The sequence below is a fragment of the Pseudomonas yangonensis genome, assembly GCF_009932725.1.
GTDB lineage: Bacteria > Pseudomonadota > Gammaproteobacteria > Pseudomonadales > Pseudomonadaceae > Aquipseudomonas > Aquipseudomonas yangonensis.
Window position 1 is genome coordinate 127,186 of sequence record NZ_BLJU01000016.1, and the last position, 22,472, is coordinate 149,657.

At 63.8% G+C, this 22,472-nt stretch carries 19 protein-coding genes; 12 read left to right on the forward strand and 7 right to left on the reverse strand.

The window, feature by feature from the left end:
* The first annotated feature begins 166 nt into the window (after positions 1-166).
* Positions 167-1,381, forward strand: coding sequence for a phosphoserine phosphatase SerB (serB, locus tag GYB81_RS17200; RefSeq protein WP_161864715.1), 1,215 nt, complete (start codon positions 167-169; stop codon positions 1,379-1,381).
* Between the two features lie 63 nt (positions 1,382-1,444).
* Here the strand turns inward: serB and GYB81_RS17205 are convergent, their stop codons facing one another.
* The 5 genes from GYB81_RS17205 to GYB81_RS17225 all read right to left on the reverse strand — a co-directional run bounded on the left by GYB81_RS17205 (position 1,445) and on the right by GYB81_RS17225 (position 8,859).
* Positions 1,445-3,514: an EAL domain-containing response regulator gene (locus GYB81_RS17205; RefSeq protein ID WP_161864716.1), complete on the reverse strand. Its 2,070-nt coding sequence runs from the start codon at positions 3,512-3,514 to the stop codon at positions 1,445-1,447.
* A 62-nt stretch (positions 3,515-3,576) separates the two neighbouring features.
* A complete protein-coding gene (locus GYB81_RS17210; protein ID WP_161897908.1) occupies positions 3,577-5,379 on the reverse strand; it encodes a cyclic-di-GMP receptor FimW-related protein in 1,803 nt (600 codons plus the stop codon).
* 167 nt (positions 5,380-5,546) lie between these two features.
* Positions 5,547-6,407 (reverse strand): archaetidylserine decarboxylase, encoded by an 861-nt coding sequence (asd, locus tag GYB81_RS17215; RefSeq protein ID WP_161864718.1) that lies wholly within the window; start codon positions 6,405-6,407, stop codon positions 5,547-5,549.
* A gap of 62 nt (positions 6,408-6,469) precedes the next feature.
* The gene (locus tag GYB81_RS17220; protein WP_161864719.1) at positions 6,470-7,285 is read right to left on the reverse strand and encodes a rhodanese-like domain-containing protein; all 816 of its coding nucleotides are present in this window, start codon (positions 7,283-7,285) and stop codon (positions 6,470-6,472) included.
* Between the two features lie 50 nt (positions 7,286-7,335).
* Positions 7,336-8,859: an HDOD domain-containing protein gene (locus GYB81_RS17225; protein ID WP_161864720.1), complete on the reverse strand. Its 1,524-nt coding sequence runs from the start codon at positions 8,857-8,859 to the stop codon at positions 7,336-7,338.
* Positions 8,860-8,978: 119 nt separating this feature from the next.
* On the opposite strand from GYB81_RS17225, the gene motA reads away from it, so the two are divergent.
* Both motA and motB read left to right on the forward strand, forming a co-directional pair.
* Positions 8,979-9,830 (forward strand): flagellar motor stator protein MotA, encoded by an 852-nt coding sequence (motA, locus tag GYB81_RS17230; RefSeq protein ID WP_024306747.1) that lies wholly within the window; start codon positions 8,979-8,981, stop codon positions 9,828-9,830.
* A gap of 3 nt (positions 9,831-9,833) precedes the next feature.
* The gene (gene motB / locus GYB81_RS17235; RefSeq protein WP_161864721.1) at positions 9,834-10,838 is read left to right on the forward strand and encodes a flagellar motor protein MotB; all 1,005 of its coding nucleotides are present in this window, start codon (positions 9,834-9,836) and stop codon (positions 10,836-10,838) included.
* Here the strand turns inward: motB and rsgA are convergent.
* The gene (rsgA, locus tag GYB81_RS17240; RefSeq protein WP_161864722.1) at positions 10,832-11,863 is read right to left on the reverse strand and encodes a small ribosomal subunit biogenesis GTPase RsgA; all 1,032 of its coding nucleotides are present in this window, start codon (positions 11,861-11,863) and stop codon (positions 10,832-10,834) included. The genes motB and rsgA overlap by 7 nt on opposite strands.
* An 89-nt stretch (positions 11,864-11,952) precedes the next feature.
* Here rsgA and GYB81_RS17245 point away from each other — a divergent pair, with 89 nt between their 5' ends.
* Together GYB81_RS17245 and orn are read left to right on the forward strand one after the other, a co-directional pair.
* Positions 11,953-12,747, forward strand: a complete 795-nt coding sequence (locus GYB81_RS17245; RefSeq protein WP_161864723.1) for a class I SAM-dependent methyltransferase — start codon at positions 11,953-11,955, stop codon at positions 12,745-12,747.
* Between the two features lie 30 nt (positions 12,748-12,777).
* The gene (gene orn, locus GYB81_RS17250) at positions 12,778-13,320 is read left to right on the forward strand and encodes an oligoribonuclease (protein WP_161864724.1); all 543 of its coding nucleotides are present in this window, start codon (positions 12,778-12,780) and stop codon (positions 13,318-13,320) included.
* Between the two features lie 50 nt (positions 13,321-13,370).
* Here the strand turns inward: orn and queG are convergent, their stop codons facing one another.
* Complete coding sequence (queG, locus tag GYB81_RS17255; protein ID WP_438810716.1) at positions 13,371-14,435, reverse strand: tRNA epoxyqueuosine(34) reductase QueG; 1,065 nt, start codon at positions 14,433-14,435, stop codon at positions 13,371-13,373.
* A 61-nt stretch (positions 14,436-14,496) separates the two neighbouring features.
* Between queG and GYB81_RS17260 the strand changes: the two genes are divergently transcribed.
* The 7 genes from GYB81_RS17260 to hflX all read left to right on the forward strand — a co-directional run bounded on the left by GYB81_RS17260 (position 14,497) and on the right by hflX (position 22,469).
* A complete protein-coding gene (locus GYB81_RS17260; protein WP_178101768.1) occupies positions 14,497-15,996 on the forward strand; it encodes an NAD(P)H-hydrate dehydratase in 1,500 nt (499 codons plus the stop codon).
* Entirely contained in the window at positions 15,984-16,451 is a 468-nt protein-coding gene (tsaE, locus tag GYB81_RS17265; protein WP_161864727.1) for a tRNA (adenosine(37)-N6)-threonylcarbamoyltransferase complex ATPase subunit type 1 TsaE, read from the forward strand. The genes GYB81_RS17260 and tsaE overlap by 13 nt, the downstream gene beginning before the upstream one ends.
* A gap of 10 nt (positions 16,452-16,461) precedes the next feature.
* Positions 16,462-17,889, forward strand: a complete 1,428-nt coding sequence (locus GYB81_RS17270) for an N-acetylmuramoyl-L-alanine amidase (RefSeq protein ID WP_218573846.1) — start codon at positions 16,462-16,464, stop codon at positions 17,887-17,889.
* Entirely contained in the window at positions 17,889-19,769 is a 1,881-nt protein-coding gene (mutL, locus tag GYB81_RS17275) for a DNA mismatch repair endonuclease MutL (RefSeq protein ID WP_161864728.1), read from the forward strand. Before GYB81_RS17270 ends, mutL begins: the two co-directional genes overlap by 1 nt.
* Positions 19,770-19,822: 53 nt before the next feature.
* Entirely contained in the window at positions 19,823-20,794 is a 972-nt protein-coding gene (gene miaA / locus GYB81_RS17280; RefSeq protein WP_161864729.1) for a tRNA (adenosine(37)-N6)-dimethylallyltransferase MiaA, read from the forward strand.
* Positions 20,795-20,894: 100 nt separating this feature from the next.
* Positions 20,895-21,155 carry an RNA chaperone Hfq gene (gene hfq / locus GYB81_RS17285; RefSeq protein WP_024306757.1) on the forward strand — a complete coding sequence of 87 codons (261 nt, stop codon included), beginning with the start codon at positions 20,895-20,897 and terminating at the stop codon, positions 21,153-21,155.
* Positions 21,156-21,167: 12 nt separating this feature from the next.
* Complete coding sequence (gene hflX / locus GYB81_RS17290; RefSeq protein WP_161864730.1) at positions 21,168-22,469, forward strand: ribosome rescue GTPase HflX; 1,302 nt, start codon at positions 21,168-21,170, stop codon at positions 22,467-22,469.
* Positions 22,470-22,472: the final 3 nt, after the last annotated feature.

A 22,472-nucleotide genomic window follows, 5' to 3' on the forward strand; every position in this document is an offset into this window, starting at 1 on the left:
GCTCTTGTCGACTGAAGTTGCCGCGCAGTATAGCGAGCGGTCTGGAGCGGGCAAAGCGCATGGCTGCCCGGATCGAAGGGAAACTGGGTAGAATGTGCGCCTTTTCGTCGGCCGGCGGCCAAATCGTCGCCTGCCTGCCTCAATCGTTTGCCTTGGAGGGTGCGTCTTGCGCGAAATCGTCCTGATCAATATCACCGGCGAAGACCGCCCCGGACTCACCGCAGCCATCACCGGTGTGCTGGCTCAGGGCGGGGTGAACATCCTCGATATCGGTCAGGCGGTGATCCACGACACCCTGTCGTTCGGCATCCTCATCGAGATTCCGGACAACGGTCGCTCCCAGGCCGTGCTCAAGGATCTGCTGTTCACCGCCTACGAGCTGGATCAGCAGGTGCGCTTCACCCCGGTTTCCGAAGACGACTACCGCCAGTGGGTGAGCGGCCAGGGCAAGGCCCGCCATATCGTCACCCTGCTGACGCGCAAGGTCAGTGCCGAACAGTTGCAGCGGGTCAGCGCCATCACCGCCAAGTACGGCCTGAATATCGATCATATCGACCGTCTTTCCGGGCGCATGCCGCTGGACATGCCCGCCGAGCAAGGCAAGGGCTGCATCGAATTCTCCGTGCGTGGCGAACCGGCCGACCCGGTGGCGCTGCGTGCCGAGTTTCTCAGCGTGGCGCAGGAGCTCAACGTCGACATCGCCTTCCAGCGCGACTCGGTGTTCCGACGCAATCGTCGCCTGGCGGTATTCGACATGGACTCGACGCTGATCGAGGCCGAAGTGATCGACGAACTGGCCAAGGCAGCAGGCGTGGGCGAACAGGTGGCCGAGATCACCGAACGGGCCATGCGCGGCGAGCTGGATTTTCGCGCCAGCTTCAAGGAACGCCTGGGCCTGCTGCAGGGTTTGTCGGAGGACGTGCTCGAGGAGATAGGCGCCTCGCTGCGCCTGACCGAGGGGGCCGAGGTGCTGTTCGCCGAACTCAAGCGCCTGGGTTACAAGACCGCGATTCTCTCAGGCGGCTTCACCTATTTCGCCAAGCAGCTGCAGGCCAGGCTGGGTATCGACTACGTGTTCGCCAACGAACTGCAGATCGAGAACGGCAAGGTCACCGGAGTGGCGGTCGAGCCCATCGTCGATGCGCAGCGCAAGGCCGATCTGCTGCGCGAACTGGCGCACAAGGAAGGCTTGCAGCTGGAGCAGACCATCGCGGTTGGCGATGGCGCCAATGACCTGCCGATGCTTGGCCTGGCCGGCCTCGGTGTGGCGTTCCGTGCCAAGCCGCTGGTCAAGCAATCGGCCAAGCAGGCGATCTCCACCCTGGGGCTGGACGGCATTCTTTATCTGTTGGGCTTCCGTGATCGCGAGGGACAGGAGTAAGCGTCGCGTCCTCTCGCAAATGAAAAAGCCGCCTGTTCAGGCGGCTTTTTCGTTGCTGCGACCTTATTCGTCGCCGGCCGAAAAGTCGTAGTCCATCGACTGGCTCGGGCCCTGCAGGTAGTAACCCTGGATGAAGTTGACCCCGGCCTGCCACAGCGTGGCCAGCACGCTGGCGCTTTCGACGAAGGGCACGATGGTCAGCTTGGCCTGGGCATGCAGGCTGCTGAGCAGGGTTTTCAGGGCTTCCTGATTGTCGACATTGCTCAGGTCCTGGGTGAACGAGCCGTCGACTTTGACGAAGTCCACCTGCAGGTGCTTGAGCGTGTTGAAGGGGTTCAGCGCGCAGCCAAACTGGCTCAGGGCAACCTTGCAATGCAGTTCCGCCAGGCCCTGGGTCAGCACCTTGGCCTGTTTCAGGTAAGTAACGGCATCGGGCTCGCTGAACTGCAATACCAGGGAATCCGATGGCAGGCGGGCGGCCTTGAGCGCCACGCTGAGCCAGGGTAGCAAGGTCTGATCCTGCAGGCTCGCGCTGGACAGGTGCACGAACAGGCGGGTGTTGTGACCCTTGGAGCGGTGGTCGGCCAACAGCTTGATCGAGTTGAGGATCACCCAGCGGTCGATCTTCTCGCCCAGTCCGGCATCCTTGGCCGCGGCAAGGAACTGTGCAGGCGGCACTTCTTCACCCTGCGGGCTGAGCAGGCGCAGCAGCACTTCATAGTGCTCGTGAGCATCACCGCGCAGGCTGATGATCGGCTGGAACAGCAGGCGGAAACTGTTGTTCTCCAGCGCCTGCTGCACCATCGCCAACAGGTTGCCGCGGTTGGCGGCGGCGGCCAGTTCGTCGGCCGGGTTGAACAGCCTGATGGCGTTGCCGTCGCTGAGTTCGTCGGCGCAGCGGTGCGCGCGGTCGATGACTTCCTGCGCCTTGGCGGTCTTCTCGCTGAGACCTGCCACGCCGATCGACAGGGTGGTCTGCGCGGTGCGGCCGCTGACATCGAACAGGTGAGCTTCGACCTTCTTCAGCAGCAGGGCCAGGCTGGGCTGGCACTGCTCGGGCGTCTGGCCCGGTAGCAGGGCGGCGAACACGTCGTCACCGAAGCGGGCCAACTCGGTCTCCGCCGGGAAGTGCGCACGCAGCAGGCCTGCCAGGTCGGTCAGCAGCAGGTCGATGCCAGCCAGGCCGATCTCGCCCTGCATGCTGGCGTAGCGATCAACGCGGATGTACGCCAGAGTCGAGGGCTGGCCGGTGCTGACGGCGCGCTCGGCGGCGCCGTCCATCAGTTCGAGGAAATGGTTGCGGTTGAACAGGCCGGTGACCAGGTCCTGGCTGCTGATTTCGCGTAATTTTTCTTCCAGCTCGGCGTTGGAGGTTTCTGCGCGGATCACCACCTGAATGCACGGCTCGCCATCATAGGTGGCGGGGGAGAAACTCATCTGCGCGGCGAAGCTGCTGCCGTCGGCACGTACGCCCTGGCAATTGAGCTCGGCATGGCCTTCGGCGCTCTGGTAGTTTTTCAGGAAATCCTTGAACGCCCCGTGATCGGCACAGTCGATCAGGTCGATCATGGGCATGCCTTCGAGTTCTTCGCCGTCTTCGTAGCGGAACAGCTCCAGGTAGGCGCGGTTGGCGTAGATATGCATGCCATCGTGGACGTAGGTAATGGCGTCCACCGAGCTTTCCAGCAGCAGCTGGCAGCGTTTCTCCGCCTCGCGCAGGGCTACCTCGGCGGCGCGGCGGGCGCGACGTTCTTCGAGGTTGGCCAGCTCGCGCTTGGCGACCAGCACCAGGCGTTCATCCTCGCCTTGCGGCAGGGCGTCCTGAGCACCGAACAGCAGGGCTTCGGTGATGATTTCGGAGTCGTTGTCTTCGACCAGCTGGATGACGGGGATGTCCTTGGCCTGGCGGCGGATGGCGGTGATCGCCTCGCTGGGGTCGAGATGCTCGCTGCTCGGCGCACAGATCAGCAGATCCCAGGTCTGTTGCAGGGTTTCAGCCAGGTCGTCGCTGGACGTCAGGCGATGCACGCGAGTGGCGTGCCCGGCGTTGCGGAACAGACTGACCAGGCGCTCTGCTTCGTTCTGCGAGTCTTCGAGAATCAGCAGGCGGATGGTTTTTTTTTCGATTGCCATAGAGGGGTCATTACCGCGCCGAGCGGGCGCGAAAAGGCGACAAATGGTGAGTTCGCCGGAGCCTACAGCGACTTCCAGAGCGAGTCAAAATCTTCCTCCCCCGCAGGCTTCTGGCTTTGCGAGGCTGTGACCGGTGTCCCGGCCGCGTCTTCTTCCACACCCACGCGGTGGTACTCGAACTGGCTGAAGCTGCCGGTGCTGACCTGCTTGCGAGTGAGCACTGCGCGGTGCTCTTCGCCGTGGTCGTTGATCAGCACCTTGCTGCCCTCCTGGAACGGCAGGCGCGGCGTGATCAGACTGGCAGGCCGGGAGATGGCACTGATTTCCGGCAGCAGGAAGGCGCGTAGGAACTGGCTGTTCTGATCGCCCTTGCGCAGCAGTTGCAGACCACAGGGGCGGGCATGCGGTGCGATCAACTCGATGCCCATCTGCGTACCGCCGCCGCGGACCTGACGAATCCAGCGTACGATGGCGACGCTCCAGCCCTGGCTGGGGCTGTCCTGCACGCCCAGCAACTCGCCGGCCTGCAATTGACTGGGAACGTCCTTGGGCCAGGACAGGCAATAGCCACCGGGGCTGTGATTGACGATCGCCAGGGCAAAGGTCGGGTAATTCTCGCCATTGCTCTCAGGCGGCGCCTGTTCGCCGGGGTTGACCTTGGTGTACTGAATTTCTTCGAAATGGATCTCGTCAGCGGCGCTGCGCTGGGCGTCGAAGGCGTTCGACCAGACGTCAGGCTCGCCGGTGGCCGGCTTGAACACGGCTGCGCCGATTTCCACAGGGCGTTTGAGCACTTCACCGAACGAGCGGCGACCGGAGAGGAAGAAGTGCAGCGCGGTCATGCCGATACACAGGGTCAGGTTGCCATGGCCAGGTGTGCGCTGGAAGGTGCGCTCGGCGATGTCACCCCAGGCTGCGGCGACGTGCTGCAGTAGGTCGAGGCTGATGCCTTCGGGAATCAGCAGGCGCGATTTGCTGCGCTCGCTGTCGGGCAGCTCCAGGTATTCCTTAATGGCATCGACCAGCGGCTGAGTGTCGATACCGAGCAGGTTGTGCAATTCGCTACTCTGATACAGCGACTTGTAACGCGGCGGGCCGTCGATCTGCGGGGCCAGCACGAACAGGCTGTGGGCATCGTCACCGGCCTGAAGCTTGATCAGTGCGCTCCAGGGCTCCAGCGCTTCGGCCAGACGTGCGATGCCGTTCTGACGCATCTGGTTGGTACGCGCGCAGCCCAACAGCAGTGCGGTGATATAGGTTTGCTCGGTACTCAGGCCCTGCGTGTGACGAGCCAGTGGGTCACGGATGACCTGGCGCTGCAGGCGCTGCTCGCAGGCAATCTGGTAAAGCTGGTGCAGTTCCAGCCATAGCCCTTCGGGCACAGGGCAGTACAGTTGGCTGGCGCGGATCAACGGGCTGCACAGGCTGTGGCTGGCGCGCTGCAGGGCAACGGCGAGGAGCTGGTCGCGGTCCTTGCCGCTGCGTGCGATGACACGGGAAATGATCAGCTTGTAACCAACCGCCAGGTGGTTCTGCAGCGCCTGGCACAGGTTGGCGACCTTGCGTGGACGCTCGTCGAGCACGATGGCCTGGTTGAGGAAGTGACGTTCCAGGTGCTGGCAGACGAAGCTGACTTCGGGACGTAGCAGCTCCAGCAGTTGCAGGCGGTTTTCCGAAGGAGTGAGGAATTGGTTGAGTTCCACCAGGCTCTGATACAGCTGCCGCGCGGTTTCGCCGATGTTCGCCTTGGGCAGACCCGCAATCCAGCGTTTGAGATCACGGGGGCTGCCGTCGCAAAAGCTGAGGCTCTGCTTGCTCGGTGTGGGGACGCGTAACAGCTGTAGGTGGGTACTCTGTCTATCCATCGAACTCGGATACTCCGGCCACACGATGACAAGCGGCTCTAGTAATAATCTTTCGAACTCTAGCAGCATCTGACTGCGCTGGCAGCCCGTCCGCTCGGACGGGGCGGCCTGGCAGAGTACGAATGTATGACCGAATGGTCGAGGCGCGGGTTCCCGTGCTCACTGGCTCAGCCCCGAGCGTTGCCCAGCAGCTGGCCCATGCGCACGGCGCTGCCCGCGCAGAGTTCTTCGGCCCATTGCACCTGGTTCGGACCGAACAGGACGATGGCCGTGGAGCCCAGTTTGAAGCGGCCCATTTCCGCGCCCTTGGCCAGCTCGATCGGGCCGCGCGCTGGTGCGTCGTAACGGGTGCTCTTGAGCTCGCGCTTGGGCGGGGTGACCAGGCCGGCCCATACCGTCTCGATACTGGCGACGATCATCGCGCCCACCAGCACCACGGCCATCGGCCCGCGCTCGGTGTCGAACAGGCAGACCACGCGCTCGTTGCGGGCGAACAGTTCCGGCACGTTTTCCGCCGTGGTCTGGTTGACCGAGAACAGGCGGCCGGGCACGTAGACCATCTCTTTCAGCGTGCCGCCCAGCGGCATGTGGACGCGGTGGTAGTCCTTCGGCGAGAGGTACACGGTGGCGAACTGGCCGCCCATGAAGGGCGCTGCGCGCTCGGCATCACCGCCGAGCAGTTCGACGGCGCTGAAGCTGTGGCCCTTGGCCTGAAAGATGCGGCCGTGCTCGATGGCGCCGAGCTGGCTGATCGCGCCATCGGCCGGGCTGAGAATGGCACCCGGGGTTTCGTCCAGCGGCCGCGCACCTGCTTTCAGCGCGCGGGTGAAGAAGGCATTGAAGTGTTCGAAGGAGCGCAGGTCTTCGTTCTGCGCTTCGCCCATGTTGACTTGGTACTGCTTGGCGAACCAGGAGATCAGCGGATTCTTTAGCCAGCCGATACGGCATTCGGCGACGCAACCGATCAGTCGCGACAGCAGGTGATGGGGCAGCAGGTACTGACTGAGAATGAAGAGGCGTTGTTTCATCGTATGTCCTTGAGAGTTCTTGGCCTGCTGCTTGACCGCGCAGGGTGCATTTGACGGCGGGCTCAGCGTTCGATGGGCGTATCGGGCAGGTTGCCCCATTCCGACCAGGAGCCGGCATAGGCTTTCACGCGCGGATAACCGAGCGCCTTGGCCACCACGTAGCTGAAGCCGGAGCGGCGATGGGTTTGGCAGTGAGTGATCACTTCCTTGTCCGGTGTGATGCCCAGGTTTTGCAGAACTTCGGCGATATCCGTGCGGATGCGCATGCCGCGTTGCGGGTCCATGCCCGAGGTCCATTCGAAATGGGTGGCGCCGGGGATATGCCCGCCGCGCGCCGAACTCAGCTTCTCACCACGGAATTCGTCCGCGCCGCGTACGTCCCAGATGGCCAGATCGTCAGCACCCAGGCGCGATTGCAGGTAGTCGCGGGTAGCGGTCGGTGCGTCGCTCAGGTTCAGCGACACTGCGCTGCGGGCCACTGCGGGTACGTCCTGGCTCAGTGCCAGTCCGTCAGCGATCCAGGCGTGCAGGCCACCATTGAGGAAGTGGTAGCGCTGATGGCCTATCACGTCGAGCAGCCAGATGAAACGGCCCGCCCAGGGACCGCCTTCATCGTCGTAGACCACATAGGTGGCGTGCGGATGGTGGCCGATATCGGCGAACAGGGCTTCGAGCTGCGCTCGCTCGGGCAGCAGGCCGGGGGCAGGCGGCTGGCCCAGTTGCGTGCGCTTGGCATCCACCCAGCGTGCGCCTGGAATGTGGCCTGCGGTGTAGCGCGCTGCGCTGCTCAGGTCGAGCAGGATCAGGTCGGCTGCGTCCAGGCGCCCGGCCAGCTCGGCCGGCTCGATCACCAGCGGCAGATTGTCGAAGGCGGACATCGCGGCCTCCTCGTGTAAAAAGAGGTCGATTGTAGCGGAAACGGAACTGTTCAGCGCCCGCGTCTGGAAAAGCTGCTCAGCGCGCGCTCGATGCACTGGGCGGTCTTGGCGAAGGCCTGCAGGCTGACGTCATTCAGTGGTTGGCCGCCTTGATCGGCTACAACCAGCATCACCACTCGGCCACTGTTGGCCACAGAGCGTAGTAACAGGTGCTCGCTGGGGAACAGGGCCTTGAGGTTGCCCGGCAGCAGGGCAGAAAACTGCGCCATGTTACTCGGCGTGATACGCAGCTGGCCTGGCTCGGCGAGCAGGCGTTTCAACACCTGGCTCTGCGCCGGGTCGAGGCTGAGGTTCGCCGCGCCGGCATCAAGACCGGCCTGTTGCTGGGTCTGCAGGCGGGTGTGCTGGCGGTCGGCGAGCATCAGCAGGACGCGCTTCAGGCCACAGGCTTGCAGTGCATCGCGAGCGCACGCGGTCAGTTGCGGGACGTTGGTGAAGCTGCTGGGTTCGGCCAGCAGGCGCGCGCAATGCTGGCGCCAGAGCGCGAGGTCGTCACGTTTTGGCGGTGGCGGGGCGCTGACGGCAGGTTTCAGGCGATGGGCGTCCCACGGCCAGATCAAGGCCTGGGCGGGATGCCAGAGCGCTGCGTCGTCAATCAGGCGGGCGCTGCTGACAGCGTGCTGGTGCACCTCCTGCTGCAGCTCGCCCAAGGGAATCTGCAGATACAGCCCGGTTAGACGCTGCCAGCGCAGGCTGTGTGGCGTGTCCCAGGCGTGGTGGGCCGATACCGCCAGGCCGTTGGCCAGCAGCACGCAGTTGCTTGGCTGGGTGAGCCAGTGACGCAGGGGCGTGTCCTCGTCGAGCATCTGTTGTTGATGCAGCGGATGTTCGTTGTCGCGGGCAATGTGCAGCGCCTTGACCAACTGCCGGCGGTCTCGCTCCAGCAGGCGATAACCACGGACGATCCATTCCGGCAGGCGCCAGCGTTCGGCCAGCCTGAGGCACAGTTGAATCAGGCTGACCCCCAGCAGGTCCTTTTCCACCGCCGCCGGTCGTTCGCCCTTGAGCAGCACGCGTTGTTCCCAGGCTTCCAGCAGTTGTGGATGGGCGCACAGCAACGGCCAGATCGGCGCGAGAAACAGCAGGCTGCAGCCATGCAGCTCATTCCACAGGCGCGCCAGGCGGGCGCCGAACAGGCCGCGCGCCTGCTGACTGGCGTGTTGGCTGATCAGCAGGATCTGGCGAAACGCCTGAGGGATTTCGTTCTCGGGCAATGCAGGTGCCTGGCTGAGCAGGGCTTCGCAGCGGCTCAGGCCCAGGCGTGAAAGTGCGGTTTCGACGCTTTCAGCCGGATCGCTGAGGCTGTTGCTGGACTGGTTGGCTTCGCGCAGTACCTGCAGGGCGAAGGACGGGCTCGACTCGATCGCCTCGGCGATTTCACGCCAGGTGCGGCGGCTGTCAGCGAGGATGCGACGTATGCGCGCGTGCTGCTGCTGCTCGATTGGCAGCGGCAACTTGCCCAGGTGCTGTACCCAGGCGTCCAGTGTGCGTGGCGGGGACTTTGGCGTCGACATATTGGCTCGAGTCGAACTGGCTTTTGACCATAACTGGCTATAGTCTGGCGTATAAGTTCCGATAATTAGAAGGGCTGTTTTTAATAGCCCATCCTCTTGGCTCTGTAAGCGTTTATTTCATGGTAAGAATCATAGGCATCATTGTTGTTTTCGGCTGCGTGCTCGGTGGGTTCATACTCTCGGGCGGCAAGTTCATGGCATTGGTTCACCCCTTCGAGGTTCTGATTATCGGCGGTGCGGCGCTGGGGGCATTCCTCCAGGCCAACCCGGGCAGCATGTTCATGACCGTGTTCAAGAAGTCGCTGAGCATGTTCGGCAGCCGCTTCACCCACACGTACTACCTGGAAGTGCTCAAGCTCCTGTACGAGATCCTCAACAAGAGTCGCCGCGAAGGCATGATGGCCATCGAGGCGGATGTCGAGGACCCCAATGCCAGCCCGATCTTCAGCAAGTACCCGGCGGTACTGAAAGACGCGCGCATGACCGCCTTCATCTGCGATTACCTGCGTATCATGTCCTCCGGCAACATGGCCCCGCACGAACTCGAAGGCCTGTTCGACATGGAGCTGACCAGCCTCAAGGAAGAAGTTGAACACCCGGCGCACGCCGTCGCCAAGGTCGCCGATGGCATGCCGGCCATGGGTATCGTTGCGGCGGTGTTGGGTATCGTGATCACCATGTCGATTCTGGCCGAGGCGGACAACGCCCAGATCGGTGAGAAGGTAGGGACCGCGCTGGTCGGTACCTTCCTCGGCATTCTCGCGTCGTACGGATTCTTCGGCCCGCTTTCCAATGCCCTGGAGCACGACGCCAAGGAAGAGCTGAACCTCTACGAAGCGATCAAGGCGACCCTGGTCGCTTCCGCCTCGGGCATGCCGCCGACCCTGGCTGTAGAGTTCGGGCGCAAGGTGCTGTACCCGGCGCATCGTCCGAGCTTCAGCGAGCTCGAACAGGCCATGCGCGGCAGCTAAGTCATGGAAAACAACCAACCCATCATCGTCAAGCGAGTCAAGAAGGTCGCAGGCGGGCACCATGGCGGTGCCTGGAAGATCGCCTTCGCCGACTTCGCTACCGCGATGATGGCTTTCTTTCTGGTGATGTGGCTGATGACATCGGCCACGCCAGAGCAGAAGAAGGCCATCTCCGGTTATTTCCAGGACCCCATTGGCTTCACCGAAAGCGCCAGTCCCTACGCCATCGATCTGGGTGGCACGCCGACGCCGGCGCCTGAGCGCACGCTCAACCCGGATATATCCGAAACGCCGGAGAGCCAGCCGGACGAGACGGGCGTCAGCACCGATCAGATCGAAACCCTGGCCGAGAAGATGGAGCAGGAGCGCCTGGAGCTGCTGTTGCAGGAACTGCAGAACAAGGTCGAGGAAAATCCCGAGCTGCAGCGCTTCAAGGATCAGATTCTGTTCGAGATCACCCAGGATGGCCTGCGCATCCAGATCATGGATGCCGAAAACCGGCCGATGTTCGCCCTCGGCAGTGCCAACCTGCAGCCCTACTTCGAGGACATCCTGCTGGCGATGGCCGACACCATTCGCGCGGTGCCGAACAAGATCAGCATCAGCGGCCATACCGATGCCAAGCCTTTCGCCGGGCGCGGCGATTTCGGCAACTGGGAGTTGTCATCCAATCGCGCCAACGCGGCACGGAGGGCGCTGGTGGCCGGCGGGTATCCGGACGAGCAGGTGGCGCGGGTGGTCGGTTACGCGTCTTCTGCGTTGTTCGATCGAGAGGATCCGTTCAATCCGGTCAACCGGCGCATCGATATCGTCGTGCTGACCAAGAAGGCGCAGCGTGCGATCGAGGGTGAGCAGGGCGCGGGCGTGGAGCCGGCCGCGCAGGGGCAGGCTCCTGCGGCTGCCCCGTCAGGGGCGCCTGCCGAGGCGTTGCCGGCCGATCAGCTGCGTGAACGCCTGAATATCTTCGAAAGTGGCAATAGCCCGCTCGATCAACTGAACAATCAGTAGTCGTCCTGCGGCAGGCTGGCGAGGATGTGTCGGTAGCTGGCCATTCGCTGTGGCTGTACGCGACCGTCTTCCAGGGCCTGCAGCAACGCGCAGCCCGGCTCGCGGTCGTGCTTGCAGTCGCGGAAACGGCAGCGGCCGAGCAGGTCGTGGAACTCAATGAAGCCTGCCTCCACATCGTCACGGCTGACATGACCGAGACCGAACTCGCGAATGCCGGGGGAGTCGATCAACTGGCCGCCACCGGGGAAGTGAAACAGCCGCGCTGTGGTGGTGGTATGCGTGCCCTTGCCGGTCAGCTCCGACAGCGCGCCGACGCGGGTGTCGACGCCGGGCAGCAGGCTGTTTACCAGGGATGACTTGCCCACTCCGGACTGGCCGACGAATACGCTGACGTGGCCGTCCAGGCGCCTCTTCAACTGCTCCATGCCATCGCCGTGATGGGCCGAGACTTCCAGAAGCGGATATTCCAGCTGACGATAGACCTTGAGCAGGGCGTCCAATGCCACCTGGTTCTGCTCGTCGATCAGGTCGGCCTTGTTCAGCAACAGCAGCGGGCGAATGCCGGCATGCTCGGCTGCCACCAGATAGCGGTCGATCAGGTTGGCGTGCGGTTCGGGCAGGGGGGCGAAGACGATGACGATCTGGTCGACGTTGGCCGCCACCGGTTTGAGCTGACCGCGCATGTCCGGGCGGCACAGTTCACTGTTTCTCGGCAACTGCGCGACGATCACGCCGTCGCCCTGATTACCGGGGCGCCAGACCACCTGGTCGCCGGTCACCAGGGCCGGCAGGTTGGCGCGTAGGTGACAGCGAAACACCTGGCCGGCCAGCTCGCCCTGCAACCCCTCGATTTCCACCTGTACGCCAAAGTGCGCGATCACCAGGCCGGTCTGCTCCGGGCCCAGGTCGCCGCCTTCCAGTGCTTCCACGGCTCGCGATTCGCGCTTGGCGGCGCGGGCGGCACGTTCGCCCTGAATCTTTTCGATGCGCCAGCTCTGGCGGCGGTTGAGTTGGCGTTTGGCCATGAAGCATCCGGGGGTGGTGGAGTGTTGATCGCGGCGAGTTTAGCATGAGCGCGGGGCGGTCATTCGGCTGCCAGCAACGGGGGACGTCAATGACGACAGGCGGTGAAAGAACGGTGCTGCGGCTGCCTGTGCTGCGCGCGCTCCTGGCGCAGGGGCTGGCGGTGGCGCTGGTGGTGGTGCTGGTTTATCTGCTGGCGTTGTTGCCCTGGCGCATGTCGCTGTTTTCCGTCGCCCTGCTGCAGGGAGTGCTGGCCGCTGCCATAGGCTGGCGTCTGGGGCTGTCACGCTGGTGGCTGTGGATCAATCTGGCGTTTCTGCCCGCGCTGTTGCTGGCGCAGCGTGCCGATTTGCCGGCCTGGCTGTTCCTGTTGGGCTTCGTGCTGCTATTGCTGGTCAACTGGAACAGCCTGCGCGAACAGGTACCGCTGTACCTGAGTGGGCGCAAGGCGCAGCAACGCCTGCAGCAGTGCCTGAGTGAGCGGGAGCCGACGCTGCGTTTCGTCGATCTGGGTTGTGGTACGGCAGGGACGCTGCTGCAGTTGGCCCGGCAGTTTCCGCGCGGGCAGTTCGTTGGTGTCGAAACAGCGCCGCTGCTTTTCGTGCTTGCCTGGCTGCGTTGCCTGTTTCAGGAGAACTGCAGTATCCGCTATCGCAGTCTGTGGCGCGCCGAGTTGAGTGAGTTCGACGTCGTCTACTGCTTTCTCTCGCCGGTGCCGATGCCGCGGCTTTGGTCCAAGGCGCAAGCCGAGATGCGCGCCGGCAGCTGGCTGATCAGCAACACCTTCGAGATTCCCGGCGTGCCGGCCGATCGGCTGTTCGAGATCAACGAAGGGCGGCAAACCTCGCTGTTTCTCTGGCAGATGAAGGGCGCGGTTATCCGCTAGAATTGGCGCCTGAGCCAAGGAGTCCTGAGCATGCAAAACCCCAACAACCTGATCTGGATCGATCTGGAAATGACCGGCCTGGAGCCGGAACGCGACGTGATCATCGAGATGGCCACCATCGTCACCGACAGCGAGCTGAACGTGCTCGCGGAAGGTCCGGTGATCGCCATTCACCAGAGCGACGAGGCCCTGGCCGGCATGGATGAGTGGAATACCCGCACCCATGGCCAGAGCGGCCTGACCCAGCGCGTGCGCGAGAGCGAGATCGACACGGCGGCAGCCGAGGCGCAGACCATCGCCTTTCTCGAACAGTGGGTACCGAAGGGCAAGTCGCCGATCTGCGGCAACAGCATCGGTCAGGATCGGCGCTTTCTTTACAAGTACATGCCGGCGCTGGAAGCCTACTTCCACTACCGCTACCTGGACGTCTCGACGCTGAAGATCCTCGCCGGCATGTGGGCGCCGGAGGTCAAGGACAGCTTCCAGAAAACCGCCACGCACCAGGCGCTGGACGACATCCGTGAGTCCATCGCCGAGCTGCGCCACTACCGCGAGCATTTCCTCAAGGTGTAAATGAGCCGCTTCGGCGCATCGAGCGTGTCGTAGCCCGGATGCAATCCGGGCTACAGAGCGCCGTGTCGCTCCAGAGCCCACGCCACATGCTCGCGCACCAGCATTGATGGGTGTTCGCGGCGCGCCTGCAGAGCCTGCAGCACCGGAATGGTCGAGGGTGCATTGCCCAGGCCGACTGCCAGGTTACGCAGCCAGCGCTCGTAGCCGGCGCGGCGTAGCGGCGAGCCCTCGGTGCGACTGAGAAACTCTTCTTCCGTCCACATGAACAATTCGGCCAGGGCACTGTTGTCCAGGCCGTGGCGTGGCTGGAAGTCGTCCTGCTCGGTGGGGCGGGCGAAGCGATTCCAGGGGCAGACGATCTGGCAGTCGTCGCAGCCGAAAACCCGGTTGCCGATAGGCGCGCGCAGTTCCACCGGGATCGAGCCCTTCAGTTCGATGGTCAGGTAGGAGATGCAGCGCCGCGCATCCAGCTCGTAAGGGCCGGCGAAAGCGGCGGTGGGGCAGATGTCCATGCAGGCGCTGCAGCGCCCACAGTGTTCGCTGCCATGCGGCGCATCGACCGGCAGCGGCAAGTCGACGAACAGCTCGCCGAGAAAGAAATAGCTGCCGGCCTTGCGATTGAGCACCAGGGTGTTCTTGCCGATCCAACCCAGGCCGGCCTTTTCGGCGATGGCCTTTTCCAGCACCGGCGCGCTGTCGACGAAGGCGCGGTAGCCGAACGGGCCGATCTGCTGCTGGATGCGCTCGGCCAGTTGTTGCAGGCGTTTGCGGATCAGCTTGTGGTAATCACGGCCCAGCGCGTAGCGCGACACATAGGCCTGTTCCGGCTCGCTCAGGCGTTGGGCCATCTGCGTATCGCCAGGCAGATAGTCCATGCGCAGCGACACCACACGCAGTGTGCCGGGTACCAGCTCCTGCGGACGCGAGCGCTTGTCGCCATGAGCGGCCATGTAGTCCATTTCGCCCTGATAGCCCGCTGCGAGCCAGCGCTTGAGATGCGCCTCGTGCTCGCCCAGTTCGACATCGGTGATGCCGACCTGCTGGAAACCCAGCTCGCGCCCCCAGTCCTTGATGGACAGGGCCAGGGCATCGAGATCGAGGGTTAGGTTGGACATGGGGCGGGCGCGGGCAATGGAGGTGGGTATAATTCTGCCAGACATCCGTCGCGAGCGAGCCATGCATTCACTTTCCGTCCCTTTGCCTCTGAGTCTGCATAACACCGAGCAGGTGCGCGCACTCGACGCGCAACTGATCGCCGCCGGCACGCCGGGTTTCGAGCTGATGCAGCGTGCCGCCCATGCCGTTTGGCGTGCCTTGCGTCGTCGCTGGCCGGAGGCGGGCGAAATCACCGTTCTGGCCGGGCGCGGCAATAATGCCGGTGACGGCTATCTGGTCGCTGCCCTGGCGCAGCGTGCCGGTTGGCGTGTACGCGTGCTGGCTGTTGGCGATCCCGCTGCGTTGGTTGGCGATGCCGCTCTGGCCTGCGCCGAGGCCAGGGCGACAGCTGTGAACATTCTGCCCTGGAGCGAATGCGCGCCGATGGCAGGCGTCGTGGTCGATGCATTGCTCGGCACGGGCCTCACCGGTGCGGTGCGCGAGCCTTATGCGCAGGCGATTCGCATGCTCAACCAGAGCGGTCTGCCGGTGCTGGCTGTGGATGTACCCTCCGGTTTGCATGCCGACAATGGCGCGCGTCTCGGCGCCGCGGTGCAGGCTGATCTGACCGTGACCTTCATCGCACTCAAGCTGGGTCTTTTCACGGGCCTGGGCCCAGAGTTATGCGGCGAGCTGCAGTTCGATGACCTGCAGGGCGATGCGCAGCTGCTGGCAGCGGCTCCCTGTGTCGCGCAACGGCTCGATCCCGCCAATCTGCCGCGTCTGGCCGTGCGCTCGCCAGTGGCGCACAAGGGGCAGTTCGGCCACCTGTTGGTAATCGGCGGCGATCTGGGCATGGGCGGCGCCGCCTTGCTCAGCGCCGACAGCGCCCTGCGTGCCGGTGCCGGCCTGGTATCAGTGGCGACACGTGCCGAGCACGTGGCGGCCGCGCTGGTGCGGCGCCCGGAAATCATGTGCGCGGCTGTGGCTTCGGCCAATCAGTTGCTGGCGCTGGTCGAGCGCTCCGACGTTTGCGTAGTGGGACCGGGGCTGGGCCAGGCCGCCTGGGGGCGCAGCCTGCTGTCTGGCGTGTCGGGCATCGGGCAGCCGCAGGTGTGGGATGCCGACGCGCTGAATCTCCTTGCTGCCGGTCAGGTCGCAGCGCCACGCCAGGGTGTGTTGACGCCGCATCCCGGCGAAGCGGCGCGCTTGCTGGGTATCGATACGGCGGCGCTGCAGGCGGACCGGCCCGCGGCGGCGCGGGCTCTGGCGCAGCGTTTTGGTCTGGTGGTCGTGCTCAAGGGCGCTGGCAGTCTGATCGCTGCGCCGGACGGACGCCTGGCGTTGTGCAATCGCGGGCACCCGGCAATGGCCGGAGCGGGTTTGGGTGATGTTCTGGCTGGATTGATCGGTGCGCTGCTGGCGCAGGGCATGACCGCTTATGATGCCGCCTGCCTGGCGGTCTGGCTGCATGCGCGGGCCGGTGAGGTGCTGGCCGCGCAGGGGCGCGGACTGGCTGCCGGTGATCTGCCCGGTACCATTCGTCAGTTACTGGAGGAGTTGTGTCCGTGTGTGAAGTGAAGCTCGAAGCAGCCGACGAAGCTGCGATGCTGACATTGGGTGCATCAATCGCCGAGGTCAGTGGCGGTCTGGGCACCATCTATCTGCACGGCGATCTTGGCGCCGGCAAAACCACCCTGTCACGCGGCATTCTGCGCGGCCTGGGCCATGCCGGGGCGGTCAAGAGTCCGACCTTTACTCTGGTCGAACCCTATGAAATAGGCGAGGTACGCGCCTTCCATTTCGACCTCTACCGCCTGGTCGACCCGGAGGAGCTGGAGTTTCTCGGCATCCGCGACTACTTCGAGGGGAACGCTCTGTGCCTGATCGAATGGCCGCAGCGCGGCGCAGGCATTTTGCCAAAGCCCGACCTTGACATTACCATTACCCCCCAAGCGAGCGGCCGCTCGCTGTTGCTGCAGGGGCATGGGGCTCGAGGGGAGGCCTGGTGCAAGGCTCTGAGCGGCAAGCAATGAATAAGACGTGATGGGGTTGGTTATGCGCATAGGCGCGCTGGTTACCGCTGTGGGGGTATTGTTGGCGTCCCTGGCTGCCGAGGCGCTGGCCGCTTCCGATGTGCGCAGCGTGCGCCTGTGGCGTGCCCCGGATAATACCCGCCTGGTCTTCGACCTGTCCGGCCCGGTGCAGCACAGTGTGTTCACCCTGGCTGCACCTGATCGCATCGTCATCGACGTCACGGGGGCCAAACTGGCCACCAGTCTCGATCAGCTTTCACTCGCCAATACGCCGATTACCGGCGTGCGCTCGGCGCAGCGCAGCGCAGAAGAGCTGCGCGTGGTCATCGATCTGTCGGCACCGGTTTCGCCGAAGAGCTTCACCCTGGCGCCGAACCAGCAGTATGGCCATCGTCTGGTGGTCGATCTGTTCGATCAGGGCAGTGCGCCGCCTGCCACCCAGGCGCCGAGCGTTGCCGCCAGCGCGCCGCCCGTCCCGGTCACGCCAACCCAGGCTCCGCCCAAGCTGACGCCCGTGCCTAATGGCAAGCGTGACATCGTCGTGGCCATCGATGCCGGTCATGGTGGTGAGGATCCGGGGGCGCTTTCGCCGGTCAAGGGGCAATACGAAAAACACGTGACCCTGGCCATCGCCAAGGAACTGCAGCGGCAGATCAACGCCGAGAAAGGCTTTCGTGGCGAGCTGGTGCGTACCGGCGATTACTTCATTCCGTTGCGCAAGCGGACCGAGATCGCGCGCAAGAAGGGCGCCGATCTGTTCGTGTCCATTCATGCCGACGCTGCACCGCGCTCCTCGGCGTTCGGTGCCTCGGTCTATGCCTTGTCCGAACGCGGTGCGACTTCCGAGACCGCCCGCTGGTTGGCCGATGCCGAGAACCAGTCGGACCTGATTGGTGGTGCCGGCAACGTCAGCCTCGACGACAAGGACAAGATGCTCGCCGGCGTGTTGCTGGACCTGTCGATGACCGCCTCGCTGTCCTCCAGCCTCAATGTGGGACAGAAGGTACTGTCGAACATGGGCAGCATCACTCCGCTGCACAAGCGCCGCGTTGAGCAGGCAGGCTTTATGGTGCTCAAGTCTCCGGATATCCCGTCGATCCTGGTGGAAACCGGCTTCATCTCCAATCCCAACGAGGCGAAGAAGCTGCACACAGCCAGCCATCAGCAGGCGCTGGCGCGCTCGATCACTTCGGGGGTCAAGCAGTTTTTCCACGAAAACCCGCCGCCCGGCACCTACGTCGCCTGGCTGCGTGACGAAGGCAAGATCGCCGCCGGCCCGCGTGAACACGTGGTTGCCCGTGGCGAAAGCCTGGCGCTGATCGCGCAGCGCTATCAGATCAGCCTGGCTGCCCTGCGCAGCGCCAACAAGCTCAATGGCGACGTGATCAAGGTCGGCCAGACATTGCAGATACCCGCCACGTCCCTGGCTGCCCAGTAGTGAGTGTCATGTCCCGTATTCATTTGCTCAGCCCGCGCCTGGCCAACCAGATCGCTGCGGGCGAGGTGGTCGAGCGCCCGGCTTCGGTAGCCAAGGAGCTGCTGGAAAACAGCCTGGACTCCGGTGCCCGGCGCATCGATGTCGAAGTCGAGCAGGGCGGCATCAAACTCCTCAAGGTGCGTGATGATGGCGGTGGCATTGCCGCCGATGACCTGCCGCTGGCTCTGGCGCGTCATGCCACCAGCAAGATTCGTGAACTGGAAGATCTGGAAGCCGTGCTCAGCATGGGCTTTCGTGGCGAGGCGCTGGCGTCGATCAGCTCGGTATCGCGCCTGACGCTCACCTCACGCACGGCCGATGCCGACCAGGCCTGGCAGGTGGAAACCGAAGGGCGGGACATGGAGCCGCGCGTGCAACCTGCCGCGCATCCGGTGGGCACCTCGGTGGAAGTGCGTGACCTGTTTTTCAATACTCCGGCGCGGCGCAAGTTTCTGCGGGCCGAGAAAACCGAGTTCGATCACCTGCAGGAGGTGATCAAGCGCCTGGCGCTGGCGCGTTTCGATGTCGGCTTCCACTTGCGTCACAACGGCAAGACTGTGCTCAGCCTGCACGAGGCAGGTGACGACATCAGTCGCGCACGCCGCGTCGCCTCGGTTTGCGGCCCGGCGTTTCTGGAGCAGGCGCTGCCGATCGAGATCGAGCGCGGCGGCCTGCGGTTGTGGGGCTGGGTCGGCTTGCCTACCTTCTCGCGCAGTCAGGCGGACCTGCAGTACTTCTATGTCAACGGCCGCATGGTGCGCGACAAGCTGGTCGCCCACGCGGTGCGTCAGGCCTATCGCGACGTGCTGTTCAATGGTCGCCATCCGACCTTCGTGCTGTTTCTGGAGATCGATCCGGCAACGGTGGACGTCAATGTCCATCCGACCAAGCACGAAGTCCGCTTCCGTGATGGGCGTATGGTCCATGACTTCCTCTATGGCACGCTGCATCGAGCGCTGGCTGATGTGCGCCCGGAAGATCAGGTCGCCGCGCCGGCTTCCGTTTCGCCCGTGATCCGCCCGACGGGCCTGGCCGCCGGCGAGTTCGGCCCGCAGGCGGAAATGGGCCTGGCCGCCAGCGTGCTCGAAACCCCCGTGGCCAACCCGCAGCCAGCCTGGCGTGGCGCCGGGGCTGGCTATCAGCAACCGGTCAGCAATCCCGGCGTGCCGGCCGCCGAAGCGCAGGCCGCATATCGCGAGTATTTCTCGCCGCTGCCGGCTGCTCAGATTCAACCCATGCCGCAGGGGCAGGGCGACATTCCGCCGCTTGGTTACGCCGTGGCGCAGCTCAAGGGGGTCTACATCCTCGCAGAGAATGCTCAGGGTATGGTGGTGGTGGACATGCACGCGGCCCATGAGCGCATCACCTATGAGCGTCTCAAGCAGGCCATGGCCAGCGAGGGGCTGCGCGGTCAGCCATTGCTGGTGCCGGAGTCCATCGCTCTGAGCCAGCGCGAGGCGGATTGCGCCGAGGAACATGGCGAATGGTTTCAGCGCCTGGGCTTCGAGTTGCAGCGCCTGGGCGAGGAAATCGTGGCAATCCGTCAGATTCCGGCTTTGCTGAAACAGGCCGAAGCCACCCAGCTGGTGCGTGACGTGCTGGCCGATCTGCTCGAGTACGGCACCAGTGACCGCATCCAGGCGCACCTCAACGAGCTGCTGGCGACCATGGCCTGTCACGGTGCAGTGCGAGCCAACCGGCGTCTGACCATTCCCGAGATGAACGGCCTGCTGCGTGACATGGAGCAGACCGAACGCAGCGGTCAGTGCAACCATGGTCGGCCCACCTGGACGCAACTGAGCATGGATCAGCTCGACAAGCTGTTCATGCGCGGCCAGTAATTGAGTGAGGCCCCGAGGCTGGGGCTCCCCGTTTCCGTGTTCGAGCCATATCGATGTCTTCGCTTCCTCCTGCAATCTTCCTGATGGGCCCGACCGCCGCCGGCAAGACCGATCTGGCCCTGGAGCTGGCGCGCCTGCTGCCGTGCGACCTGATCAGCGTGGATTCGGCGTTGATCTATCGCGGCATGGATATCGGCACGGCCAAGCCCGGGCGGGCCATTCTCGATGAGTTTCCCCACGCCCTGATCGACATCCATGACCCGGCCGAGAGCTATTCGGCGGCGGAGTTTCGCGCCGATGCGCTGGCGGCCATGGCCGAGAGCGCGGCACGTGGCCGTATTCCGCTGCTGGTGGGCGGCACCATGCTCTATTACAAGGCGCTGCTGGAAGGGTTGGCCGATATGCCCAGCGCCGATCCCGCGATACGCGCCGAACTGGAGGCGCGCGCGCTGGCCGAAGGTTGGGAGGTGCTGCACCGCGAACTGGCAGCGGTCGATCCGGAATCCGCAGCGCGCATTCATCCCAACGACCCGCAGCGTCTGACCCGGGCGCTGGAGGTCTATCGCGTGAGTGGCCTGAGCATGACCGAGCATCGGCGGCGCCAGGCTGCAGGAAATCCCGAGGCGGGCACATCGGGCGGTGGGCAATTACCCTATACTGTCGCTCAGCTTGCTATCGCACCAGCGCAGCGTCAGGTTTTGCATGACCGCATCGCTCAACGATTTCGGGCGATGCTGGAACAGGGGTTCGTGGAAGAGGTCGAAGCCCTGCGTTGCCGAAGTGACTTGCACGCGGGATTGCCGTCTATACGAGCGGTAGGTTATCGCCAGGTCTGGGAATACCTCGAAGGCGAGCTGTCGCGAGACGAGATGGTCGAGCGTGGCATCGTCGCTACTCGGCAGTTGGCCAAGCGGCAATTTACCTGGCTACGTGGCTGGGACGGTTTACACTGGCTGGATAGTCTGGCCTGCGACAATCTGTCTCGCGCCTTGAAATACCTGGAAAGCGTCTCCATATTGAAATGAGACCTTGCCGCTGGCCGTCTATCCTTGGGGTGGGGCGGTCTGAAGCCATTGTTTACTTACTAAAATTATTGAAAATTGATCCTCGAAAGGAGTGCGGCACATGTCAAAAGGGCATTCGCTACAAGACCCTTACCTGAATACCCTGCGTAAGGAACGCGTCCCTGTTTCCATCTATCTGGTCAACGGCATCAAACTGCAGGGCCAGATCGAATCCTTCGACCAGTTCGTCATCCTGCTGAAGAACACTGTCAGCCAGATGGTCTACAAACACGCCATTTCCACCGTCGTACCCAGCCGTCCGGTGCGCCTGCCGAGCGCTGGCGACTCCGAGCAGGGTGATAGCGAGCCGGGTAACGCCTGATAGGGGGTTTCATTGTTCTTCGAGCGTCATGAGGGCGGTGAGCGGGCCATCCTGGTTCATCTGGAAGGCCAAGACTCCGAGGCGAGCGAAGATCCCCAGGAGTTCCAGGAACTGGCCATGTCGGCGGGTGCCGACATGGCCGCTTTCTTTAGCGTGCCCAGCAGCCGCCTGACTGCCAAGTTTCTGATCGGCAGCGGCAAGGTCGAGGAGTTGCGCGATCAGGTCAAGGCCGTCGAGGCCGATCTGGTTATCTTCAATCACACCCTGACACCCAGTCAGGAGCGCAACCTCGAGCGCGCCTTCGAGTGCCGCGTGCTCGATCGCACCGGGCTGATTCTCGATATCTTCGCCCAGCGCGCGCGTACCCATGAAGGCAAGCTACAGGTCGAGCTGGCTCAGCTCGATCACATGAGTACGCGTCTGGTGCGAGGCTGGACCCACCTCGAGCGGCAGAAGGGCGGTATCGGCCTGCGCGGGCCGGGTGAAACCCAGCTGGAAACCGACCGCCGTCTGTTGCGCGTGCGTATCCGACAGATCAAGCAGAAGCTGGAGAAGGTGCGCAGCCAGCGTGAGCAGGCGCGTCGCGGGCGCAAGCGTGCGGACATTCCGTCGGTCTCCCTGGTGGGCTACACCAACGCCGGCAAGTCCACCCTGTTCAACGCCCTGACCACCTCCGAGGTTTACGCGGCCGATCAACTGTTCGCCACGCTCGACCCGACCTTGCGCCGCCTCGAGCTCGATGACCTCGGTCCGATCGTTCTGGCCGATACCGTGGGGTTCATTCGCCACTTGCCGCACAAGCTGGTCGAGGCCTTCCGCGCTACGCTGGAAGAGTCGAGCAACTCCGACTTGCTGCTGCACGTGATCGATGCCCATGAGCCCGAGCGCATGGCGCAGATCGAGCAGGTTCAGGAAGTGCTCAAGGAGATCGGCGCGAACGAGTTGCCGATGCTCGAGGTATACAACAAGCTGGATTTGTTGGATGGTGTCGAGCCGCAGATCCAGCGCGACGGTGATGGCAAACCGGTTCGTGTCTGGTTGTCGGCGCGCGAGGGGCGTGGTCTGGAGCTGTTGCGGCAGGCCGTGGCAGAGCTGTTGGGCGAGGACTTGTTCGTCGCCACGCTGCAGTTGCCGCAACGACTGGGCAGGCTGCGTGCGCAGTTTTTCGCCTTGGGGGCAGTGCAGAGCGAAGAGCATGACGAGCAGGGGCACAGTTTGCTTTCGGTGCGTTTGCCAAGAGTCGAGCTCAATCGCCTGGTGAGTCGAGAGGGGTTGGAGCCTCAAGCTTTCATCGAGCAACATACTTTGCAATAAAGC

Bases quoted from the DNA above. Each gene is read 5' to 3' on its own strand.
- orn (WP_161864724.1), top strand. From the start codon at position 12,778: ATGCAAAACCCCAACAACCTGATCTGGATCGATCTGGAAATGACCGGC.
- GYB81_RS17225 (WP_161864720.1), bottom strand. From the start codon at position 8,859: ATGTCGACGCCAAAGTCCCCGCCACGCACACTGGACGCCTGGGTACAG.
- miaA (WP_161864729.1), top strand. From the start codon at position 19,823: ATGTCTTCGCTTCCTCCTGCAATCTTCCTGATGGGCCCGACCGCCGCC.
- GYB81_RS17270 (WP_218573846.1), top strand. From the start codon at position 16,462: ATGGGGTTGGTTATGCGCATAGGCGCGCTGGTTACCGCTGTGGGGGTA.
- GYB81_RS17245 (WP_161864723.1), top strand. From the start codon at position 11,953: ATGACGACAGGCGGTGAAAGAACGGTGCTGCGGCTGCCTGTGCTGCGC.
- hfq (WP_024306757.1), top strand. From the start codon at position 20,895: ATGTCAAAAGGGCATTCGCTACAAGACCCTTACCTGAATACCCTGCGT.
- motB (WP_161864721.1), top strand. From the start codon at position 9,834: ATGGAAAACAACCAACCCATCATCGTCAAGCGAGTCAAGAAGGTCGCA.
- queG (WP_438810716.1), bottom strand. From the start codon at position 14,435: ATGTCCAACCTAACCCTCGATCTCGATGCCCTGGCCCTGTCCATCAAG.
- motA (WP_024306747.1), top strand. From the start codon at position 8,979: ATGGTAAGAATCATAGGCATCATTGTTGTTTTCGGCTGCGTGCTCGGT.
- asd (WP_161864718.1), bottom strand. From the start codon at position 6,407: ATGAAACAACGCCTCTTCATTCTCAGTCAGTACCTGCTGCCCCATCAC.
- GYB81_RS17220 (WP_161864719.1), bottom strand. From the start codon at position 7,285: ATGTCCGCCTTCGACAATCTGCCGCTGGTGATCGAGCCGGCCGAGCTG.
- GYB81_RS17210 (WP_161897908.1), bottom strand. From the start codon at position 5,379: ATGGATAGACAGAGTACCCACCTACAGCTGTTACGCGTCCCCACACCG.
- rsgA (WP_161864722.1), bottom strand. From the start codon at position 11,863: ATGGCCAAACGCCAACTCAACCGCCGCCAGAGCTGGCGCATCGAAAAG.
- GYB81_RS17205 (WP_161864716.1), bottom strand. From the start codon at position 3,514: ATGGCAATCGAAAAAAAAACCATCCGCCTGCTGATTCTCGAAGACTCG.
- GYB81_RS17260 (WP_178101768.1), top strand. From the start codon at position 14,497: ATGCATTCACTTTCCGTCCCTTTGCCTCTGAGTCTGCATAACACCGAG.